We start from the raw sequence: 4936 nt of genomic DNA on the forward strand, positions 1-4936 counted from the left end.
AAGTCTCTTTTGAGGCTCCAACGGGAGGGCGTAGGGTGTAGCTGAAGGTGGATATATCTCTCAGTAATTACGTAGAATGAATCTGATACTCTCCGACTTTTTATAGTCTGTCTGGGTAGGGGTTCAGCGTAGCTGAAGGGTTTGCCCTATGCTCTGTGGCGGCTCTTGTTTCATTTCTTTCTATATTCATAAAACCCTCGATCTATGCAATTGTAATGAATACTTAGGCGCGCGGAAAATTTTTCCTAAATGTGCATAAATATTCGGTCTCTTTTTACATCATCAAATTACCCATTCAATTTAAAAATAAAAACAGGTTAGGCAGGAAAAAAGATAACGGCTTTGCCTATTGTTGAAAAGATAAAAAATGAATACCCAATCCATCTTTATAATAAATGTTACTTAGTAATATTTATTGTTTTCTATCTCTCAAATTTAGACAGAAAACAGCATACGTATTTGTATATTTCAGAGCGCGATAGTAAAGTTATTACTAAGTTAAGCCAGCATACACAGAGTGCCCTCTTTCGCTTCGCTCAATCGGACATTCTGTGAGCCGGTAATGGGAATGAATTCCCCTTAACCCCTTTAAGAACAAAGAATCAAACTCGAGTTTTGATGAGTCAAAATGTGGAAATGAATAATGGATGAAAAAACAGGTCTTGATGTAAAAAGAGAGCGGATAATAAAAATCCGAGTGACTGAAAATGAATATTTAGAGTTAAAACAAAAGAGCACTAAGCCTCGTTTGGCGGAGTGGATGAGAGAAAGCTGTCTTGGTATAGCATCATCAAAAAGAAAACAGAAAGTACCGAGTGTCGATCCCGCCTTACTACGTCAACTGTCTGCAATGGGAAATAATCTCAATCAGATAGCGAGACAAATCAATGTAACAAAATCAAATGTAATCAATCATATTTATATTTTATCTGTGTTGTCAGCCATTCAGTCTGAAATAAAGGATATTAAAAATGATAGTGAAAGTACACGCTAGGGGATCTGGCGGAGGTAGTGGCCCAGTAGAGTATTTATTAGGTAAAGATGGTGATCGAGAAGGAGCTACCCTTGATCGTGGAAACCCGAAAGAAATAGAAGAATTGATTGATAGCAGTCCTTACGCTAAAAAATATACGTCAGGAGTACTGAGTTTTGCAGAAGCCGATTTAGATAGAAAAACAAAAGATAATTTAATGTCGAGCTTTGAAAAAGCATTATTACCAGGACTGGATGCAGATCAATATTCTTGTTTGTGGGTAGAGCATCGAGATAAAGGGCGGTTAGAGCTTAATTTTGTCGTGCCTAACATAGAGCTTCAAACAGGAAAACGATTACAGCCTTATTACCATAGAGCGGATAAACCGAGAATAAACGCATGGAAAGTAGTTGTTAATGGCGCTTTAGATTTACATGATCCAGACAACCCAAAGAATAAAAGAGAGTTAGTCACATCGCGAGATTTACCGATTATAAAAAAAGATGCCTGTGAAGCTATCACAGATGGATTATTAAATTTGATGGATGCAGGTAAAATTAAGAATAGGGATGATATTAAAAATATTTTAAAGGAGCAGGGTTTCGATATAGCAAGAGAAACCCCAAAAAGCATCTCAATTTCGGATCCAGAAGGTGGGCGAAATATCAGATTAAAGGGACATATTTATGAGCAAGATTTCCGATTTAGCGAAAAACTTCGAGGAGAAATCACAGCAGCAAGCGATCGATACGAAGCAGACATTAAAGAACGAGTTCAACAAGCACGAAGCGTTTATAGAAAAGGAGTTGAGATTAAGCGAACTGAAAATGAAAGACGTTATCCACGCACAGAATCGGCGTCTAAAATGCTTAATATTGAAGACATGGTTTTGGATTCCAGTCATGTTAATCAGCCTTCTTTTGGTGAGTTGGGGCGTGCTTTATTATCAGGGGAACCAAATAAAAAAGAATTTGGTGGTCATCAGCGAACAGAATCAAAAGATGAAGGAATTAGAAAAATACAAAGTCAAAGTGATCACGTCAGACGGAGTGAACTACCTAGTGCTACCGAAAGGGGCGGTAATTCAAGACACATATCAGACGGAAATGGACAAGTATGTAATCAAGTGGAAATAAATTATGACCGAATTAGAAAAGCAGCTTTTGAACGCATTCGAGATTTTACAGGAACAGCACGAGAAGCAACATCAAGACTTTCAGAGCGCGTACAAAAGATTGGAAGAAATGTTTTTAATTACCTCGAAGGAAAACAAGATACTCAACGAACAAGTAAATCACTTGAGCGATCAAGTGTCGAACTTGAGCAAGCAATTAGTAAGGCGGAAATAAAACCTCAGCAGAAGGTAAAATTGAAAATGAGAGGCGGTTTTGAGCGTTAGCTACGTGGCTGTAATTGTGAAATCAACAACACTTTTGTGTTGCTGAAACAGCTACTAGTGAATGCTAGCCTAGCGTCTTTAATTCATATTAAGGCGTTTTAATGATTGAATCAGTATCAAGTGTAATAATCGCAATTAGCTTGTTAACCCCAGTACACATGGAATATATTTTAATTGCTCTTATATGCTTACCGAAACTAATTTAGTTTTTATAGTGTTGCAAATTAGCCTTCCAACAGGAGGTTTTTTTAGCTCTTGGGATAAAATTGTCCCTGAACGGTCTATTGAAAATAAAGATGATCGGGTTTAAATAACAGCAATAAATATCTTATTGGAATATTTGATGGTGCGTTAGCTACGCGCCTAAAATAATTGTTGGTGGGTGTTAGTTCGCTAGATTTCACGTAGCGAACCATTCTTTAGGCATCAATCTTACATAACATGCGTTATGCGCAATCATAAAACGTCTTAGTGTTCGACCTGCTACCACCGCGTGAGAGATAAATCGTAATAATCAACAAAACTATGATTTACACGCTATCCAAATGTAGGTACAAGTAGGGCTAATCTAAAATTAGGACGTTAAGCTATGAGCTATAATATAGTGGGTAATTGGAAAGCTGGGTGGGCACTTGATTTACATACAACATCCAGTGTTAAATTGCCCAACGGTAAGTTTGAAAATACTTACTCAGATATAGGCCTCGCCTTATACAAATTAAAATATAGTCAAGATTACTCTCAAACTGAATATTTGGCTGATTGTATCTGTGACTTTTTACGAACTCGAATGGTTACGCCTTACATCAGCGTCATATTACCGACTCCTGCCTCTCGAATTCGAGATATTCAACCTGTGTATGAGGTATGTAAGTTGGTCAGTGAAAAGTTAGGTATTCCTTATGACGAAGACTATATAAACAAAGTTAAAAATACATCACAATTAAAAGAAGTCGAAGATGTTGATGAGAGGCGGTCAATGTTAAGTGGAGCTTTTGATGTGACGACAACTTATAGAAATAAAAAAGTATTACTGATCGATGATTTATTTCGATCTGGTAGTACATTAAAAGAAATAACTAAAACAATGGGTGACAAGGGAGGTGTGAGCAATGTCTACGTTGTCACGCTGACTAAGACGAGGGTTCATCGATGATTAAGACTATATTTTTCTCTGGTTCAATATCAATAAATTCAATACCTAGTAGAGTGATTAAGAGTCTAGATGGGATTAAAAAAGAAAATGATATTGGAGTAGATACGTATCGAATTATAGTTGGAGACGCTAATGGCTTTGATCTTTTAGTGCAGGAATATTGTAATAAAATCGGTTTGGTAGATGTGATGGTATACGGTATATATGATGAACCAAGAAATATTGTAACTGGATTTGAATATACCAAAGTTGAAGTAGATCTTTCTATTAAAAGTGAGAGGAAAAAGCAAACATTTAAAGACAAAGAAATGACTAATGAATCTGATATTAGTTATGTTGTTTGGAATGAAGAAAGTAAAGGAAGCTATACAAATATACTAAGAGCAATTGAGCAGGATAAACAAGTTAGAGTCTTTTCATCTAAATCGAATAGTCCAATACCTCAAGTGACTCCTGAGATAATAGAGAAAATATATAGAGGTAATATAGGCTATACAGCAACGGAGCTTGTTGAAAAACTTTTTGTAAAAGGTGTTAGGAAATTTACTAGTAGCCGAGAGTTAAATCAATATCTCATAGAAAAGCAATATATTGATTTTAAAGAAATAAAAGACAAAAAGGTATACCAATCATTAGATCTTAATTATTCATTTGATGTAGGGTATAGAGGGAGTGTGACAGGTGTTAAATTCAAGGAAGAGTTGTTTTTAGAGTTATTTAAAAAATATAAATCTAAGGCTACATCAAAAGGTTATGGTGCAGTTAGAGGGTGATTTGTAGTGGTTCATTGAAATTGGCCTCCTAACTTGGAGGCTTTTTAGATCTTGGGATAAAATCGTCCCTGAGCGGCCTATTGAACATAAAGGTGATAATGCGCAATACCATTTCACTACTCAAGCAAAAACCACTCTCTAAGGCCTATTTTGACACCTTTAAATCGTTTTTAACTCGCAATTCTGGATAGATAATTTTGCACCATTACAGGGAAAGTATGTTTCGGTTTATTTTTGACTGAAAGGCTTATTTCTATGAATTATTACGGTGATCGGAAAATAAATGGGGTGTTACAGAGAGTTGTAGCGATAAGATCTTGAGATCTTAGCCAATTAGACGTAATCTTTTGTCCAGATACGAAAAAGCCAACTCTGAAAAGTTGGCTTTTTACGAATACTTCACTTCAATGGGTGGAACCAGAAGTCCGTTAATAATAGTCATTTATTAATGCATTTTCAAGAAGTATTCTCAGATCTGTTTGGAATCATGATGTTTTGGACAGATGGAAGTATCCCGCTACTAATCAAGGATTGTCAGATATGGTAGCCAGCGAACAAACAAACCCTAAATGATGTAATACGGCACTCAACTTCACTACACTAGGTTGAGAGTAGGCCTAACGGTAATAAGGTTT

Annotated in this window: 4 protein-coding genes and 1 pseudogene; all 5 read left to right on the forward strand. The window is 36.2% G+C overall.

Going from position 1 to position 4936, the window contains the following annotated elements:
* Positions 1 to 643 precede the first annotated feature (643 nt).
* On the forward strand, positions 644 to 994 hold the full coding sequence (locus BT797_RS21610) for a plasmid mobilization protein (protein WP_075473488.1): 351 nt from the start codon (positions 644 to 646) through the stop codon (positions 992 to 994).
* Positions 972 to 1331 (forward strand): annotated as a pseudogene (locus BT797_RS24770) (relaxase/mobilization nuclease domain-containing protein); the annotation flags it as partial. The gene BT797_RS21610 and the pseudogene BT797_RS24770, both read left to right, overlap by 23 nt.
* A gap of 328 nt (positions 1332 to 1659) precedes the next feature.
* Positions 1660 to 2109 carry an MbeB family mobilization protein gene (locus tag BT797_RS24775; protein ID WP_075473489.1) on the forward strand — a complete coding sequence of 150 codons (450 nt, stop codon included), beginning with the start codon at positions 1660 to 1662 and terminating at the stop codon, positions 2107 to 2109.
* 852 nt (positions 2110 to 2961) lie between these two features.
* Complete coding sequence (locus BT797_RS21630; protein WP_075473491.1) at positions 2962 to 3528, forward strand: ComF family protein; 567 nt, start codon at positions 2962 to 2964, stop codon at positions 3526 to 3528.
* Positions 3525 to 4301, forward strand: a complete 777-nt coding sequence (locus tag BT797_RS21635) for a hypothetical protein (protein ID WP_075473492.1) — start codon at positions 3525 to 3527, stop codon at positions 4299 to 4301. Before BT797_RS21630 ends, BT797_RS21635 begins: the two co-directional genes overlap by 4 nt.
* Positions 4302 to 4936: the final 635 nt, after the last annotated feature.

This window comes from Moritella viscosa (assembly GCF_900120065.1).
In the GTDB taxonomy this organism is placed as follows: domain Bacteria; phylum Pseudomonadota; class Gammaproteobacteria; order Enterobacterales; family Moritellaceae; genus Moritella; species Moritella viscosa.

Bases quoted from the DNA above. Each gene is read 5' to 3' on its own strand.
- BT797_RS24775 (WP_075473489.1), top strand. From the start codon at position 1,660: ATGAGCAAGATTTCCGATTTAGCGAAAAACTTCGAGGAGAAATCACAG.
- BT797_RS21635 (WP_075473492.1), top strand. From the start codon at position 3,525: ATGATTAAGACTATATTTTTCTCTGGTTCAATATCAATAAATTCAATA.
- BT797_RS21610 (WP_075473488.1), top strand. From the start codon at position 644: ATGGATGAAAAAACAGGTCTTGATGTAAAAAGAGAGCGGATAATAAAA.
- BT797_RS21630 (WP_075473491.1), top strand. From the start codon at position 2,962: ATGAGCTATAATATAGTGGGTAATTGGAAAGCTGGGTGGGCACTTGAT.